At 67.3% G+C, this 14,117-nt stretch carries 12 protein-coding genes; 8 read left to right on the top strand and 4 right to left on the bottom strand.

Annotated elements, in window-relative coordinates; translation table 11 throughout:
- Nucleotides 1-58 precede the first annotated feature (58 nt).
- Entirely contained in the window at nt 59-868 is an 810-nt protein-coding gene (gene pheA, locus LT974_RS15270; protein ID WP_232588472.1) for a prephenate dehydratase, read from the top strand.
- Nucleotides 869-1,411: 543 nt separating this feature from the next.
- Here the strand turns inward: pheA and LT974_RS15275 are convergent.
- Both LT974_RS15275 and LT974_RS15280 read right to left on the bottom strand, forming a co-directional pair.
- A complete protein-coding gene (locus tag LT974_RS15275; protein ID WP_232588473.1) occupies nt 1,412-2,041 on the bottom strand; it encodes a rubrerythrin family protein in 630 nt (209 codons plus the stop codon).
- Between the two features lie 241 nt (nt 2,042-2,282).
- Nucleotides 2,283-3,143 carry a sulfurtransferase gene (locus LT974_RS15280; protein WP_232588474.1) on the bottom strand — a complete coding sequence of 287 codons (861 nt, stop codon included), beginning with the start codon at nt 3,141-3,143 and terminating at the stop codon, nt 2,283-2,285.
- Nucleotides 3,144-3,352: 209 nt separating this feature from the next.
- On the opposite strand from LT974_RS15280, the gene LT974_RS15285 reads away from it, so the two are divergent.
- From LT974_RS15285 to LT974_RS15305, 5 genes are all read left to right on the top strand, one after another.
- Nucleotides 3,353-4,123 (top strand): sulfurtransferase, encoded by a 771-nt coding sequence (locus tag LT974_RS15285; protein WP_232588475.1) that lies wholly within the window; start codon nt 3,353-3,355, stop codon nt 4,121-4,123.
- A 140-nt stretch (nt 4,124-4,263) separates the two neighbouring features.
- Entirely contained in the window at nt 4,264-6,936 is a 2,673-nt protein-coding gene (locus LT974_RS15290) for a PKD domain-containing protein (protein WP_232588476.1), read from the top strand.
- Nucleotides 6,937-6,993: 57 nt separating this feature from the next.
- On the top strand, nt 6,994-8,112 hold the full coding sequence (locus LT974_RS15295; protein WP_232588477.1) for a thiamine ABC transporter substrate-binding protein: 1,119 nt from the start codon (nt 6,994-6,996) through the stop codon (nt 8,110-8,112).
- Nucleotides 8,073-9,962: an ABC transporter permease gene (locus LT974_RS15300; RefSeq protein ID WP_232588478.1), complete on the top strand. Its 1,890-nt coding sequence runs from the start codon at nt 8,073-8,075 to the stop codon at nt 9,960-9,962. The genes LT974_RS15295 and LT974_RS15300 overlap by 40 nt, the downstream gene beginning before the upstream one ends.
- A complete protein-coding gene (locus LT974_RS15305; protein ID WP_232588479.1) occupies nt 9,959-10,978 on the top strand; it encodes an ABC transporter ATP-binding protein in 1,020 nt (339 codons plus the stop codon). The genes LT974_RS15300 and LT974_RS15305 overlap by 4 nt, the downstream gene beginning before the upstream one ends.
- Before the next feature lie 24 nt (nt 10,979-11,002).
- On the opposite strand, the gene LT974_RS15310 is transcribed toward LT974_RS15305, so the two are convergent.
- Nucleotides 11,003-11,680 carry a class I SAM-dependent methyltransferase gene (locus tag LT974_RS15310; protein ID WP_232588480.1) on the bottom strand — a complete coding sequence of 226 codons (678 nt, stop codon included), beginning with the start codon at nt 11,678-11,680 and terminating at the stop codon, nt 11,003-11,005.
- A gap of 103 nt (nt 11,681-11,783) precedes the next feature.
- On the opposite strand from LT974_RS15310, the gene LT974_RS15315 reads away from it, so the two are divergent.
- Nucleotides 11,784-12,221, top strand: coding sequence for a DUF2391 family protein (locus tag LT974_RS15315; protein ID WP_232588481.1), 438 nt, complete (start codon nt 11,784-11,786; stop codon nt 12,219-12,221).
- Nucleotides 12,222-12,577: 356 nt separating this feature from the next.
- Nucleotides 12,578-13,156, top strand: a complete 579-nt coding sequence (locus tag LT974_RS15320; protein ID WP_232588482.1) for a DUF7090 family protein — start codon at nt 12,578-12,580, stop codon at nt 13,154-13,156.
- An 18-nt stretch (nt 13,157-13,174) separates the two neighbouring features.
- On the opposite strand, the gene LT974_RS15325 is transcribed toward LT974_RS15320, so the two are convergent.
- Nucleotides 13,175-14,029, bottom strand: a complete 855-nt coding sequence (locus LT974_RS15325) for a DUF7089 family protein (RefSeq protein ID WP_232588483.1) — start codon at nt 14,027-14,029, stop codon at nt 13,175-13,177.
- Between the last annotated feature and the right edge of the window lie 88 nt (nt 14,030-14,117).

A 14,117-nucleotide genomic window follows, 5' to 3' on the forward strand; every position in this document is an offset into this window, starting at 1 on the left:
CGGCGCAAATTCTGTCGCCCCGACGCCCTTTTCCCACCTCCGCCGCGTACACGAGCGCATGGAAACGGTCACGCTCGGTCCGACCGGCACGTACTCCCACCGCGCAGCGAGCGCCGTCACCGACGACGGCATCTCCTTCGTGGAGTCCGTCCGCGCCATCGCCGACGCGGTCGCGAACGGCGACGCCGACCGCGGCGTCGTCCCCATCGAAAACAGCATCGAGGGCTCCGTCACGGAGACGCTGGACGCGCTCTCGGAGGTCGACCTCGCGGTCGTCCGCGAAATCGTCACCCCGGTCCGGCACGCGCTCATCGCACAGAGCGAGCACTTCGACACCGTCGCCAGCCACTCGCAGGCGCTCGCGCAAGTCCGCACCTACCTCGACGAGAACTACCCGGACGTCGACCGCGAACCCGTCGCCTCCACCGCGCGCAGCGTCGAAATCGCGCGCGAGGACCCCACGGTCGCCGGCATCGCGCACCCCGACAACGCTTCCGACGGTGACCTCCAAGTCGTCGCCTCGGACATTCAGGACAAGACCAGCAACGCCACGCGCTTCTTCGTCGTCGCACCCCCCAGCGAGCGCTCCGACGCCGGCGGCAAGTCCTCGTTCGTCGTCTACCCCAACGCGAACTACCCGGGCCTCCTGCTGGAGCTACTGGAACCGTTCGCCGACCGCGACATCAACCTCTCCCGCGTCGAATCCCGGCCCTCCGGCGAACGCCTGGGCGACTACCTCTTCCACATCGACGTCGACGCCGGCTTCTACGAAGAGCGCACCCAGGCCGCCCTCGACGACATCGAACGCATCGCCGAGAAGGGGTGGGTGCGCCGCCTCGGCTCCTACGACGTCGAGCACGTGGTATAGTCCCACTTTTTGCCCTGCGGGGGTGCGCCTTCGGCGCACCCCACTCGGCAAAAACTTGGGGAAAAAGCCAGCGTCGCTCCTGTTAGTCGCTCCTCGGCCTCCGCTCGCTCCCACTGGTCGCTCGCGGAGCGAATCGCGGACCTTCCGGGGTCTTCGACCCGCTCGGTTCGCGAATGCTCAACCTAATTGGCCGAATAGCTGTCCGGCATCCGCGAGCCGAGCGGCGCGAGGCGCGAGGAACGAGCGCCTCGGACTGCGCGAACGGGGAACGCAGTTACCCGTGAGCGGTCCAACGGACCCGAGCGAAGCGGTTCACTCGCGGCGAAGCCGCGAGGCCGACGAACCCCCGAAGGGGGTGAGGAGTGCTTTTTCCCAAGTTTTTGCCAGCCGAGTGAGACCGAAGGTCTCGCTGGCCGTGCGAATAGTGCGGAACCGGAGGTTCCCCATACCATGTGAGCGGGCCGACGGCCCGCGAACAGACGGCGCTCCGCGCCCGTGAGCAGAGGAGGGTGGCGAAGCCGCCCTCCCACAGCAAAAAGTGCGTTAACAGACCGGCTTCGGGTTCACGCCCATGGATTCGAGTTGTTCGGTGTACTCGTCGTAGGCGGCCTGGATGGCGGTGTCGGCGGCATCTTTGGCAGTCTGCCAGTCCTCGTCGTCCGCACAGACGTCGTCGAGGAGGTCGAGCGCGCGCTCGCGCTGGTCGTCGAGGTCGCCTTTGAGGTCGCGGAAGACGCTCGCGGTCTGGGGGTCGGCTTGGCCGACGAAGAAGCCCGTGAGCTGTTCTTTGGACTTCTCGGTAGCGAGGACGCGACCGAGGAGGGCGCCGGCGCGTTCGACCGTGTCGTCGAGGTTGCGGAGATATGCCTGCATGCCGGTGGCGTCCTCGACGGGCTGGTAGTCGTCGAGTTTGGCGAGGACGGCATCGGCGTGGTCGTCCTCCTCGGCGGCGGTGGTCTCGAAGACGACGGTGGCCTCGTCGTCGGCTTCGTCGGCGGTCCACGCGTGGAACGTCTGCGCGGCGACGTGTTCGGCGTCGGCGGCGGCTTCGAGAACCGGGCCGGCGTCCATCTCGCCGCCGGTGGCGGCGTACAGCGACTTCGAGGAGCCGAGTCGCGAGAGCGCGGTCTCGTTGTCGTCGCGGACCGCGTCGAGGAATTCGCTCGGTGTCATGGCGCGACGTAGTGGCTACTGGGGCTTGTATGCTGTCGTCGCGGCGAACGCACGACCGGGAACGCGACAGCCGACGCTACCGGGTCGTAGCGCGCGAAAAAACGAGTGTGTGGTGTCGAGTTACTCGCCGTCGGTTCCGCGGGTCGCTTTGCGTTCGCGGTTGCCACCGCTCACGTGGACCGTGCCCTCGCGTCGCTCGGGCACGCGCTCCCCGCTTCACTTCGGGACTTCGCTCGTGACCTCACTCGGCCCCGCCAGTCTCGATGGGGGCGTCGACGAGGTTGCCCCACTCGGTCCACGAGCCGTCGTAGTTGGTGACGTCGTCGTAGCCGAGCAGTTCGGAGAGCGCGAACCACGCGATGGAGGAGCGCTCGCCGATGCGGCAGTAGGCGACGACTTCCTGGTCGTTCGTGACGCCCTCGGACTCGTAGAGCTCCGCAAGCTCGTCCTCAGACTTGAACGTGCCGTCGTCGTTGACCGTCGCGGCCCACGAGATGTTCTCCGCGCCGGGGACGTGGCCGCCGCGCTGGGCGGTCTCGTTGAGTCCCGGCGGTGCGAGGACCTCGCCGCTGAACTCCTCGGGGGAGCGAACGTCGACGAGCGGGATGCCGCGGTCGATGGCGGTCTCGACGTCGTCGCGGTACGCGCGGATGCCGTCGAAGGGGCCGCGGGCGTCGTAGTCGACTGCGGAGAACTCCGGCTCCTCGTCGGTGGTCGGGTAGTCGTTCTCGACCCAGTAGTCGCGGCCGCCGTCGAGGAGCTTGACGTCCTCGTGGCCGTAGTACTTGAACTGCCAGTAGGTGTAGGCGGCGAACCAGTTGGAGTTGTCGCCGTAGAGGACGACCGTGGAGTCCTCGCTGATGCCGTGGCTACCGAGGAGGTCCGCGAAGTCCGCCTTCTCGAGGATGTCGCGCTGGGTCTGGTCCTGGAGCTGAGTCTCCCAGTTGAAACCGATGGCACCGGGGGCGTGTTCGTCGTCGTACGCTTCGGTGTCGACGTCTACTTCGACGAGTCGATACTCGGGGTCGTCACTCTGGAACTGGTCGAGGTGGTCCTCGACCCAGTCCGCGGTGACGAGTACGTCTTTGGCGTATTCTGCCATACACGCCCGTACAACGCCCGCCCTCATAACTATCGGCTACGCCGGCAGGTTCCCCCGGGCATCGAGTTTACCGGCGAGGTTCGCCGGGATAGGAGCGGGTTCCCGATGGGCTCGCCGGGTGTTAGCCAATTTACAGGCAACAAAATCCGCTATCTCGGAGTGGCGGCGACAGCCGGGAGGCTAAGGCGGGCGAACCCCTCACCTCGACCATGAGCGAGGAATGGGTCGCGTCCGCGGACTGGCTCGCCGAGCACCTCGACGATGTCGCCGTCGTGGACGTCCGCGACGCGTGGGAGTACGACGGCATCGGGCACGTTCCGGGGGCAGTCAGTATTCCGTTCGACGAATTCAGAGTGGAAGGCGGGCCGGAAGGAATGATGCCCGAGCGCGACCACTGGGCGGAGCTGCTCGGCGACGCGGGCATCGAGCGCGGGGACACCATCGTCGCGTACGACGACACGCACGGCGTGTTCGCGGCGCGCTTCCTCGTCACCGCGCTGTACTACGGCCACGACGACCTGCGGCTGCTCGACGGCGACTACAGCGCGTGGCTGCGCGACCATGAGACCAGCAGCGAGTCGCCCGACGTGACGCCGACCGACTACGAACCCGGCGAGCCCCACGAGCGCGTGTTCGTGGACGCCGACGACGTGCTCGCGGCGACCGACGACCCCGACGCGGTGGTTGTGGACACCCGCGAACCGGACGAGTACGCCGCGGGTCACATCCCGGACGCGGTGAATCTCGACTGGAAGGAGGTCGTCGACGACGAGACGCGCGGCCTGAAGCCCCGCGGAGAAATCGAGGATTTGCTCGCCGAGCGCGGCGTTACGCCCGACAAACGGGTCGTCCTGTACTGCAACACCGCGCGCCGCATCAGCCACACGTTCGTCGTGTTGCGCTGGCTAGGCTTCCCGGACGTCGCATTCTACGAGGGCAGCCTCACGGACTGGACCGAGCGCGGCCACCCCGTCGAGTAATCACGGCCATTCCGCTAGCTGATTTATAATAGTCTGCTTATACGTCCGGCCCGTCTTTTTAGTCTTAGTGGCCATTAGCGCCCGTATTGCCAAAATTCTGGCAATAACCCCTTTCCGCATCAATCAGTATTTTATTGAGTATGACTGACAGTGGGGGCGGCGGTACTCGAGGGCTCCGACGAGCGCTCGTGCTTGCGGTCGCCGTCGCGCTCGCTGCGGGTGTAGCGACCACGGGCATCGGTCCGGTCTCAGCAGATACGACGACGGAGACGACGAGTATCGAGGCGTCGAACCCGATCAAGTTCGTCTACGTCGACGGGGGGACTGCCAACCTTGCGTTCGTGCGCGAGGACGGCTCGCAAGTCGAGACGAACGTGAGCGCTGAAACTGTGGGTCCGATGACTGACCTCGATAGCGACGGCCTGCTCGAAGCGCCGTACGTGACCGACCAAGGAAAGCTCCGGACGATTGACGTGAACGGGGAGGGACGGGCGATAGATGGCGGCGTTCCGTACACGGGCGCGAAAATCGGCGTCGGGGACTGGACCGGCGACGGTGTGCCCGAAGTCGTGTACCCGGACACGAACGGCAACGTCTACTACGCGAACGCCTCCGGAACGCCGACGAGGGTCGGAATCGAGGCGGCGTCGGCAGTGCTCGGCGTCGCTGACTTCGACGGCACGGGTGGGAAGGACATCGTGTTCGTGGGCACGTCCCAGAACCTGCACTACTACAACGGCACCACCAGCATCGACACCCAGTACGGGAACGTTTCTAACAGCGGTGCTACGGGTGCACCGGCGGATTTCTATCAGAACGGCACGCTCTGGGTACCCGCGATAGACGGCAGCAGCTACCCCGAAATCGCGAACAGCAGCGGAAACGTCGTCCAGTTCCGACAGACCAGCAACAACACGGACAAGACGTCCGTCGCGGGCGTCGACTGGGCGGGCGACGGTGATCTCGAAATCGTCCACTTGCAGGGCAGCGAGGTGGCGTACACGAAGATAGACGGGACGACGAGCAAGATTACCGATGCCAGCGGGGCGACGATGACCGCCAGCAAGAACGCCGGCGTCGCGGGCGTCGAGAGCTACCCCACGAACCTCTCAGTAAGCGAGTTCGAAGCGAACGCGACGGCGGGCCAGAACGTGACGGTGAACGTCACGACGAACCACGACCTTTCGGAGCTCAACGTCACGCTCGATGGCCCCGAGAGCGCGACACTTCTGCTCGATGAATTCGAGCAGGCGGGGACGAATCCGTACTCGTACACCGCGACCTACAACGGCAGTACGGACGGCAAATACGAGGCGACGGTCGAACGTGCTGCGTCCGCCGGTGACAGCGTCTCCTCGGCAGGCTCCGACACCGCGAGTGTCGACGAGGTCGCACCCGTTCTGCACTCGGTGAATCTCACCGACGCGACGGACGACGACGGGCTCGTCGCGTCCGGCGACACCATCGAAGTGACTGCGAACGCGACTGGCGACGTTGGCACGATGACGGCGAACCTCTCGGCATTCGACGCGGGCAGTAACGTCAGCCTCTCACACGAAAACGGTGACACGTACAACTGGACTGGCGTAGTCGGGGAGAACGCGACCGACGGCGACCACGCAGCGAACGTGACGGTCGGCGATGGACAGGGGAACACGACCAGTACCGAGACTGGAACCCTCAGCGTCGATACCAGCGAGCCGTCGGTCGAACTCCGCGACAATCGAACGGTCGCCGCCGGTGAGCAGGCCGAGTTCTCGCCGCGGTCCGTGGAGAACGCCAACGGCGATGTCACGTACGAGTGGGAGTTCGGTGACGGCGCCAACGCGTCGAACAGGACAGTCAACCATACGTACGACGCCCCGGGCGGGTACGTGGTGAACCTGACCGTCAGTGACAACACCGGCGAGAGCGCGAACGCGTCGATGAACGTGACGGTGAAGGAGACGCCAGCCATCGAATCCGTGACTCTCACCGACGTAGCCGACGAGAACGGCATCGTCGTACCCGGCGACATCGTGGAGGTGAGGGCGACCGTGAGCGGCGACGCCACTTCGGTGACCGCGAACCTCTCGGCGTTCGGCGCGAGCAGCAGCGTCGAACTCACGTCTGCGAGCGGCGACACGTACAACGAGACTATCTTAGTGGATTCGAATGCGACCGACAGCGAGCAGTCGGTGGCGGTGACTGTCACGGGCAGCAATTCCACTGACTCGGCGGAAACCGGCGCGCTCACCGTCGACACTGACACACTCGACGTCTCCCTGAACGACAGCCGGACCGTGGACGTGGGCGAGGAGGTCGAGTACTCGCCGGCGGCCGTGAACGACACGGTCGGCGACGTCACGTACGAGTGGGAGTTCGGGTCGAGCACCGCGAAAAGCGGGAAGACCGTCACGTACGCCTTCGATTCGGCGGCCACGTACGAAGTGGTGCTGACCGCGAGTGACGGCTCGAACGACACCGCGAGCGCGTCGATGAAAATCGAGGTCGCGTCGAACGGGAGCGTCGCGAACACGACGAGCGATGATTCGAGTAACGGCGGGGATAGTGGGTCGGAGAGTTCGGGCGGTGGCACCGACCTGGCGAGGGAAACGACGACCGATCGCACGACCGACGAGAGCACGCAGACGCCGACCGAGGAGATAGCTACGACGAGTCAGACGGTCGACCAGACAGCCGCAGGAGGCGAGAGTCGAGACGACCCCGGGAACCCGGGGCCTGGGCAGACGCCCGGTGAAGCACCAGGGTTCGGCGCTGTGGCGGCGTTGCTCGCGCTCGCTGCAGCGGCGGGACTTTCGCTCCGGGCGTGAGCGCCCGCACCGCCCGAAACGACGGTCTTTTCTACCACAGTGCGAAACAACCAGGTAATGAGACGGCGAGAGTACCTCAAGACGGCTGGCGTCGGCGTCGCGGGCCTGCTGACCGCCGGCTGCTTGCAGGTCGAGGACGGGGAGCAGACCAGCACGACCGCGGAGACCACGACCACAGAGGGGACGACGACCGGCACGACCAGCGAGTCGACGGAGCCGCTGAAAATCGCGACCTACGACTCCTTCTTCGGCGACGAGGGCACCGCGGGCCGCTGGCTGAAAGACCAGTGGGAGGCCGACCACGACACCGAAATCGAGTACACCGCGCCGAGCAACGGCATCAACGAGTTCATCCAGCGCAAACAGCAGGACGCGGGCATCGACGCCGACCTCTTCGTCGGCCTGAACACGCCCGACCTCGTGCGCGTCGACGAGTCGTTGCCCGACACCGACCTCTTCGACGGCTTGCGCGGCGACCTCGACAACGACGACGACGTCAAGGAGAGCCTGGAGGTCGACCCCGAGAACCGCGTCGTCGCCTACGACACGGGATACATCACGCCCGTCTACGACAGCACCGAAATCGAGGACCCGGGGACGTTCGACGCGCTCCTCGAACCCGAGTACGCGGGGACGCTGCTCGCGCAGAACGCCCAGTCCAGCGACCCCGGCCTGGCGTTCCTCCTCTGGACGATTCACGAGAAGGGGCCGGACGGCTATCTCGACTACTGGGAGGAACTGCTCGCCAACGACGTGCGCGTGCTCGACGACTGGCAGCCCGCCTACAACGCGTTCCTCGAGGGCGAGCGCCCGATGGTCGTCTCCTACTCCACCGACCAGGTGTACTACAACAGCGAAGAGGAACTCCCGCACCACCAGGTGAGCTTCCTGAACGACCAGGGGTACGCCAACCCCGAGACCGTGGGGCGGTTCGCCGGTACGGACCAGCCCGAGACCGCCGCCGACTTCGTTGACTTCGTGCTCACCGACGAGGCGCAGGCGAACGTCGCCGTGAACAACGTCCAGATTCCCGCGACGACCACAGCGTCGCTCCCCGAGGGGTACGCCGAGTACGCCAAGGAGCCGCCCGAGCCGGTCACGTTTACCTACGAGGAGCTCGCAGGGAACCTCGACGAATGGACCGAGTCCTGGGCCCAGCTGGTCGCGAGCAACTGACGCGAGTGACCGACTGGCTGTCCGGCGCGGCGGGCCGCCTCGCCGACGACGCGGACCGACTGGTCCTCCCAGTAGTCGGCACCGGGACGCTGCTCGTGCTCGCCGTCGTCTTCTACTACCCGGTGTGGACGGTGTTCGTGGAGGCGTTCGGGGACGCCGCCGCGCCGATTCGGGACGTGCTCGAGAGCGAGTTCTACGTTGGTGCCGCGCACGGCCTGTTCGCGCACCCCACGCAGGTGCCCGGCGACGTGCTCGCGTGGCTGGCGAGCGTGCGCGTGCACGCCGGCTGGACGGGCCGGCTGCCCGAAGTGTGGGTGAACTACCCCACCGTCCGGAAGGGGCTGTTCGGGTTCACGGCGTGGCAAGCGTTCCTGTCGACGCTGGCGAGCGTCGCGCTCGGGCTGCCGGGCGCGTACGTGCTCGCGCGCTTCGAGTTCCCGGGCCGGCGCACGCTGAAGGCGCTGACCATCCTGCCGTTCGTGCTCCCCTCCATCATGGTGGTCGCGGGGTTCGTCGCGACGTTCGGGACGAACGGCACCCTCAACGGCGTGCTGACGGCGCTCGGCCTGGAGAAAGTCGAACTGCTGTACACCCTGAAAATCGTGGTGTTGGCCCACGCGTTCTACAACGCGCCGCTCGTGACGCGGATGGTGACGTCGGCGTGGGAGAACGTCGACGCCAGCGCCGTCGAGACCGCGCGCTCGCTGGGCGCGAGCCCGCTGCGGGCGTTCAAGGACGTCGTCGCGCCCCAGTTGCTGCCGGCGCTGGCGGCGAGCGCGGTGCTGACGTTCGTGTTCACGTTCATGACGTTCCCCATCGTGTTGGGGCTGGGCGGCCTTCAGTTGGCGACCGTAGAGGTGTGGCTGTACGCGCGCGTCCAGCAACTCGACTACGAGACCGCGGCCGCGCTCGCCACGCTCGAAACCGTCGTCTCGCTCGGCTTGACGTACGTCTACCTGCGCTACGAGGCGCGGCGCGCGGGCGGCGGTGCCGGCAAGCCGCTGCCGCGCGATCGACTGTTCGACCTCGACCTCACCGACCTCCGGAGCGCGCTCGTGCGCGCCGGCATCGGCGTCTACGGCGTCGTCGTCGTTCTCGTCTTCCTCGCGCCGCTGGTGTCGATGGTGCTGGTGAGCGTCGGCGGCCTCGAGAACCCGACGCTGGAGTGGTGGCGCTTCCTCGTCGAACGACAGGCCGGGAGCCGCACGCAGCCCTCCGTCGCGGTGCGGAATTCCTTGTTGTTCGGCGTCGGCGCGCTCGCGCTCGCGCTCCCGATGGGCGTCGTCATCGCGGCGTTCTCCGCGCGCGGCGGCCGCGGCCGGAAGGTCGCCGACGCGGTACTGATGGCGCCCATCGCCGTCTCCGGCATCGTCGTCGGCTTCGGGATGTTGCAGTCGCTGGTGTTCGGCGTGGAACTGTTCGGCTACCGCGTCAGCGTCGTCGGCGCCGCCGTCGTCGTCGCCGCGCACGCCATCGCCGGCTACCCGTTCGTCGTGCGGAACGTCACGCCGATGCTGGCGGCCGTCGACGACCGGCTCGTGGAATCCGCGCGGGCGCTCGGGGCGAGCCGCGCCCGGGCGCTCTACGACGTCGAACTGCCGCTCGTGTGGCCGGGCGTGCTCGCGGGCGCGGCGTTCGCGTTCGCGCTCAGCATCGGCGAGTTCGACGCCACCGTCCTGCTCGCCGGGGAGAACGCCTACACGATGCCGGTGGCGCTGAAGCGCTTCCTCGTGGACCGCGCGGCCGGCCCGAGCGTCGGCCCCGCGGCCGCGATGGGCACCGTCCTGCTGGTTGTCACTGCCGCCAGCTTCGTGGTCATCGACCGCGTCGGCGGGAGGTACCGGCCATGACGAACCTCCAACTCGATGGCGTGACTCGCGCGTTCGGCGCGACGACCGCCGTCGACGACGTCTCCCTCGAAGTCGAGGACGGCGAGTTCTTCACGCTCGTCGGGCCCTCGGGCTGCGGGAAGACGACGACGCTGCGCCTGATTGCGGGGTTCGAGCAGCCCGACAGCGGCGACGTGCGCTTCGGCGGCGACTCCGTCGCTGGCGTTCCACCAGAGGACCGCGACGTGGGCATCGTCTTCCAGAGCTACGCGCTGTTCCCGCACATGAGCGTCGCAGAGAACGTCGCGTACGGGCTCCGCTTCCGCGACCCGCCCGAGGGACAGACGGAGACCGAGCGCGTCGCGGCCCTGTTGGAGCTCGTCGATTTGCCGGGGTTCGGCGACCGCGACCCCGAGGCGCTGTCGGGGGGTCAGCAGCAGCGCGTCGCGCTGGCTCGCGCGCTCGCACCCGAACCCGACGTGCTCCTGCTGGACGAGCCGATGAGCGCGCTGGACGCCCGGCTCCGGGAGCGCCTGCGCGTGCAGGTCAAGGAGATTCAATCCGAGTTGGACATCACGACGGTGTACGTCACGCACGACCAGAGCGAGGCGCTCGCGATTTCGGACCGCGTCGCGGTGCTGAACGCGGGCCGCGTCGAGCAGGTCGGCGAACCCGAAGCTGTCTACCGGGAGCCGGCGTCGCGGTTCGTCGCGGAGTTCGTCGGCGACAACAACGTCTTCGACGGCCAGCCTCCAGTCGAAACGAAGGGGTGTTCGGTTCGTGTCGGCGATACTGAGTTCGACGTCGGTGAGCGCATCGACGGCCGGACAACCGTCTGTGTGCGTCCCGAGTCCCTTCGCTTCGACTGCGAGCAGAACCAGTTCGCGGTGCGCGTGGAGAGCGTGGAGTTCCTCGGCGACGCCTACCGCGCGCACTGCGACTGGGAGGGGCGAGACGTGCTCGTGAAGACCCGCGACGAGCCGCCGACGGGAGACGCGGTACTCGGGTTCCGGCCCGAAGACGCGACACTGCTGTGAGCGTCGGGAGTCGTTTTCGCTACGTTAGGGTGCGACGCCGACAGTCAGAAGCGTCCCGTACGTGCGGTAGCGCTCGACCATGTCCGCCCGCGTCTCGAAGCCCTCGTAGGGGAACTCGTCGGCGGGCGGAATCTCGACGTCGCGGTCCGCGACGTTGTCCTGCTCGGCGACGTGGAGGCCCGCGTCCCGGAACGCCTCGCGGTACTGGGCCTTGTCCCAGCGGGTCATCTCCACGGTGATGTTCTGCTGCCAGTCGTGGCTGTGGACGTTCTCCTCGTAGTAGTTCACCGCGCAGTAGAACGTCCCGCCGGGCTTCAAGACGCGCCGCACCGCTTCGAGGGTCTCGTGGGGGTCGCTTGCGTAGTAGAACGCTTCCATGCTGAACACGTGGTCGACGCTGTCGTCGGCAAACGGCAGGACGCCGAAATCACCGACGACGAAGCCGATTTGCGAGTCTTCCGTGTAGGACTGGGCGTTGCGCGCCATCTCGGGCGCGCCGTCGAGCCCGTAGCCACGGGCGACGCCGCGCTCGCGGAGCGCGCGCAGCGCGTACCCGCTCCCGGTGCCGAGGTCGAGGACGTAGTCGTCGGCCTCGACGGGTATCCGCGCGAGTACGTGCTTGGCGGTGTGCCAGTGGCGCTCCTCCATCCCCTTGTCGCGGCCCGACTCCGCCCACTCGTCGAATTCCTCGCGAACGCTCATAATGAACGCGACGGCCGCCGCGGGCAAAAACCCGCAGGAAACTGGCCGGCCGCCGCGGGCAAAAACCCGCAGACGTTTTCCCGGCCGTCCACGACTGCCCGGTATGGCCGGCCGAAGCAGACGGTACCGCGTCGCGGACACCGCCCAGCAGGTCGTCGGCGGCTTTCTGCTCGCGGGCCCGTTCGTCGTCACCGAGGAGGTGTGGCTGCTCGCCAGCAACATGCAGTGGTTCCACGTGCTCGCGACCGTCGTCATCGTGTTCGGCATCGGCTACGGCGCGCTCTACGAGGCCGACGACGACCGCGACCCCGACCGCGAGGCCGAAGTCGCCGGCGTCCCAGTTCGGTTCGTCTCCCTGATGGGGGTCGCGTACGGCTCCGTGCTCGTGCTCGCGATAGCGATTACCGCGCCCACGACGTTCGCGGGCCAACTCGAACTCGGGACGGCGTTCCCGAAGGTCGCGGCGCTCACCGCGAAATCCGTCTGCGTAGGTGCCATTTTCAGCGTCGTCGGCGCTGCGACCGCCGACAGCGTGTTCTGAAGCACCAGCGGCGGTGGTTCTCCCCTCCACGATGTTCGGATGAAAGTGTACTCCCGGTCAGCATCAGCCGATGAATCAACCGGTCTCCTGGTGGATTGAAAGGGCGAGGCGCGCGTGGCGGCGAAGCCGCCACGTTTTGCGGCGGTCGGCACAGCCGACCGCCCACTCGGCGAACCCCGGCGAAGTAAGCACGTGAGCGAGCAGCGTGAGCGAACGCGCGCAGCGAGCCGCGGGAGCCGAGACAGCCGAGGGCTTTCAGCGGTTCCCCACAACGCTACTGCTGGAGGCTTCTCACCTGAACACCACTTCTCTCCCCGACCCCGAAGGTTAAGACCGCGTAGGCGCTTTCCTGCGGTATGGACTACGACCTCGCCATCGACGGAGCGCCCGACTCCGTCCCGGGCGGCACCGTCGTACTGCTGCTCCACCCGAGCACCGGCGAGACCGACCGCATGGACACCGACTTCCTGAAGACCGACACCGACCACTTCCTCGTGGTCTCCACGCGCACGACCGCCCGCGAGGTCACGCAGAAGCTGGAGTACTACGACGTCGACGAGGACAGCGCCGAGATTCTGGACACCCTCTCCGTCGACCGCGGCTACTCCCGGCGAGGTGCCAGCCACATCCACTACGTCTCCGCGCCCGACGACGTCGACGGCATCCTCGCGGCCGCCGAGCAGTTCCTCACCGACAACCCCGGCAAGCGCCGCATCAGTTTCGACTCGCTGACCGAGCTCGCGTACTACGCCGACGAGGACCGCGCGCTCGACGCGCTCGGCCGGCTCGGCGACCTCCTCGACGAACACGACGCCGTCGCGCTCGTCCACGTCTCCCGGGAGGTCCACGACGACGACGTCCTCGACGCGTTCCGCGGAGAGAGCGACGTGGTCGTCGAACTCGACGAGGGAGGGGACGTCGCCGCCGAATACTGACTGCAGCATGGAATAGCGCTACTCCGCGCCGTTCGCGTCCGCTTCTGCATCCGCGTCCGCTTCTGCATCCGCGTCCGCTTCCGCATCTGCTTCCGTTTCTGCCGCCTCGAACAGTTTCTGTGCCCACTTCACCGCGTAGCTCGCGCCGTGGCGCCGGTATGCGAGCGTGTCCAGCGCGGCGAACGGCGCGGGCAGGTCGACGTCGTGTTTGACGGCGCTGCACGCCAACTCGGCGGCATCCGAGAACGACGTCTCGCCGCGCGCGATTTCCTGCGGGAGGTCGTCGATGCGGCCGGTGACGCGCTCGCCGGCGTCCACCCACGCATCGTGGAGGTCGGGGTAGTCCTCGTCCCACGATTCGAACTCCTCGCGCGTGTGGAGGCCGCGGTAGGCGTCGCAGCACGCCGACGCGATCTGGTAGACCGAGGCCGGGTCGGCGTCGACGGCGTCGTCGAACGCGCGGTACTCGTCCCCGAAGAAGCCGAGGAACTGCTCGGGGAGGCCCAGTCCCGCTTCGACGAGCGCTTCCGCGACGAGGAAGTCCGCGAATTCGTCCGGTGTGCCCTCGATGCGCGCCTTCACGAAGACGACCGGCGGCTCCGTCTGGGTCGTCCACGCGACCGCGCCGTCGCCGGGCGTGCCCACGACGAAGTCGCTGGACGCCAGACGGTAGAGAATCTGTGGAGCGTCTTCGGGGAGCCAGTCGGCGTCGTACTCGCTGGGCGACAGCGACTCGGTGAGCAGCGCGAGGTCGTCGCGGTGCTCCGGCGGGAGCGTCTGGAAGTCCCTGTCGCAGTCGAGGACGATGGCCTCCGGCGCGTACGTCTCCCGGACCGCCGCGAAGTCACCCGCGAGGTCGCGCTGGGAGAACATCTACGCGACGTTGACGACGATTATCAGCGCCAGAACGGCTGCGAGAGCGACTGTACCGACGACGTACTTCGTTGCCGTGCTCATGCGC

Origin of the sequence: Halobacterium noricense, assembly GCF_021233435.1 — an archaeon.
Classification (GTDB): domain Archaea; phylum Halobacteriota; class Halobacteria; order Halobacteriales; family Halobacteriaceae; genus Halobacterium; species Halobacterium noricense.

Bases quoted from the DNA above. Each gene is read 5' to 3' on its own strand.
- LT974_RS15320 (WP_232588482.1), top strand. From the start codon at position 12,578: ATGGACTACGACCTCGCCATCGACGGAGCGCCCGACTCCGTCCCGGGC.
- LT974_RS15290 (WP_232588476.1), top strand. From the start codon at position 4,264: ATGACTGACAGTGGGGGCGGCGGTACTCGAGGGCTCCGACGAGCGCTC.
- LT974_RS15310 (WP_232588480.1), bottom strand. From the start codon at position 11,680: ATGAGCGTTCGCGAGGAATTCGACGAGTGGGCGGAGTCGGGCCGCGAC.
- LT974_RS15325 (WP_232588483.1), bottom strand. From the start codon at position 14,029: ATGTTCTCCCAGCGCGACCTCGCGGGTGACTTCGCGGCGGTCCGGGAG.
- LT974_RS15280 (WP_232588474.1), bottom strand. From the start codon at position 3,143: ATGGCAGAATACGCCAAAGACGTACTCGTCACCGCGGACTGGGTCGAG.
- LT974_RS15295 (WP_232588477.1), top strand. From the start codon at position 6,994: ATGAGACGGCGAGAGTACCTCAAGACGGCTGGCGTCGGCGTCGCGGGC.
- pheA (WP_232588472.1), top strand. From the start codon at position 59: ATGGAAACGGTCACGCTCGGTCCGACCGGCACGTACTCCCACCGCGCA.
- LT974_RS15315 (WP_232588481.1), top strand. From the start codon at position 11,784: ATGGCCGGCCGAAGCAGACGGTACCGCGTCGCGGACACCGCCCAGCAG.
- LT974_RS15275 (WP_232588473.1), bottom strand. From the start codon at position 2,041: ATGACACCGAGCGAATTCCTCGACGCGGTCCGCGACGACAACGAGACC.
- LT974_RS15285 (WP_232588475.1), top strand. From the start codon at position 3,353: ATGAGCGAGGAATGGGTCGCGTCCGCGGACTGGCTCGCCGAGCACCTC.
- LT974_RS15300 (WP_232588478.1), top strand. From the start codon at position 8,073: ATGGACCGAGTCCTGGGCCCAGCTGGTCGCGAGCAACTGACGCGAGTG.
- LT974_RS15305 (WP_232588479.1), top strand. From the start codon at position 9,959: ATGACGAACCTCCAACTCGATGGCGTGACTCGCGCGTTCGGCGCGACG.